Origin of the sequence: Roseomonas sp. KE2513 (assembly GCF_016107305.1) — a bacterium.
Lineage (GTDB): Bacteria > Pseudomonadota > Alphaproteobacteria > Acetobacterales > Acetobacteraceae > Roseomonas.
The window spans coordinates 1-1,356 of record NZ_RCVR01000139.1 but is presented as its reverse complement, the minus strand read 5'-3'; the positions used below and the strand labels follow the sequence as shown (position 1 = coordinate 1,356).

Annotated in this window: 1 protein-coding gene; it reads left to right on the top strand. The window is 68.1% G+C overall.

Features of this window, described 5'->3' with window-relative positions; genetic code table 11:
* The first annotated feature begins 114 nt into the window (after nucleotides 1-114).
* On the top strand, nucleotides 115-1,314 hold the full coding sequence (locus D9599_RS30615; RefSeq protein ID WP_198385115.1) for an IS256 family transposase: 1,200 nt from the start codon (nucleotides 115-117) through the stop codon (nucleotides 1,312-1,314).
* Nucleotides 1,315-1,356 lie beyond the last annotated feature (42 nt).

Sequence of the window (1,356 nt, the reverse complement as noted above, 5' to 3'; positions counted from 1 at the left end):
GGTCGTGCCCCCGTTGGTGGTGTAGGAGGCGGCCGCCCGGGTTAGGGCGGCCATCGTGGTGAACTTGGCTAAGGGTTGGGTTGCGAGACGCAACACTGACCCAAGGACGCCACGATGACCGACGAGAGGATTGCCCTTCGCGAGCTTCTGGAGAAGGGCTCGGACGCGACGTTTCTGCGTGAGATGATCAGCTTTGCGGCGCATCGGCTGATGGAGCTGGATGCTGAAGGGGCCTGTGGCGCCGCCCATGGCGAGCGCAGCCCTGAGCGGGTGAACCAGCGGAACGGCTATCGGGAACGGGACTGGCAGACGCGGGCCGGGACGGTGGAGCTCAGGATCCCCAAGCTCCGGAGAGGCAGCTATTTCCCGGCCTTCCTGGAGCCACGGCGGCTGGCGGAGAAGGCGCTGACCGCAGTGATCCAGGAGGCCTATGTCCAGGGGATCTCCACGCGCTCGGTGGACGACTTGGTCCGGACCCTAGGCCTCGAGGGCATCAGCAAGAGCCAGGTTTCTCGCCTCTGCAGCGAGATCGATGGGCGGGTGCAGGACTTCCTGGCCCGCCCCATCGAGGGTGACTGGCCCTACCTGTGGCTGGACGCCACCTACGTGAAGGTCCGCGAGGCAGGCCGCATCGTCTCAGTGGCGGTCACCATCGCGGTGGGGGTGAATAGCGACGGTAGGCGCGAGGTACTCGGCATGGCGGTGGGTGCCTCCGAGGCGGAGACCTTCTGGACGGAGTTCCTGCGGGGTCTCGCCCGGCGCGGCCTGCGTGGCGTCAAGCTCGTCATCTCCGACGCCCACGAAGGTCTCAAGGCCGCGGTGGCCAAGGTGCTAAGAGCCACATGGCAGCGGTGTCGCGTGCATTTTGGCCGCAACGCCGCGGCCCACGCGGGCAAGACCCAGCGCCGCATCGTCTCGGCCTGGATCGGGACCGCCTATGCCGAGGCCGATGCTCCGGCCGCCCACGCCCAGTGGCGCAAGGTGGCCGACCAGCTCCGCCCCAAGGCACCCAAGCTGGCCGCCCTGATGGACGCGGCCGAGGAGGACGTGCTGGCCTTCATGAACTTCCCCCGCGAGCACAGGGCCAAGCTCCACAGCACCAACCCCATCGAGCGCCTCAACGGCGAGATCAAGCGCCACACCGACGTGGTCGGCATCTTTCCCAACGAAGCCGCCGTCATCCGGCTCGTCGGCGCTCTCCTCCTCGAGCAGTCCGACGAGTGGGCCACACAGCGCTCGCGCTACATGACGCTGGAGACGATCGGCGCCGTGAGCGATACTCCCTCCGTCAGCCTGCCCGCCGCGGCAGCCTGACACGGCGGCTCAGCCCGCTGAGGAGCACCGCTCCTACACCAC

What these genes read in the sequence shown, in the direction of transcription:
- D9599_RS30615 (WP_198385115.1), top strand. Translation starts at nt 115, where the DNA reads ATGACCGACGAGAGGATTGCCCTTCGCGAGCTTCTGGAGAAGGGCTCG.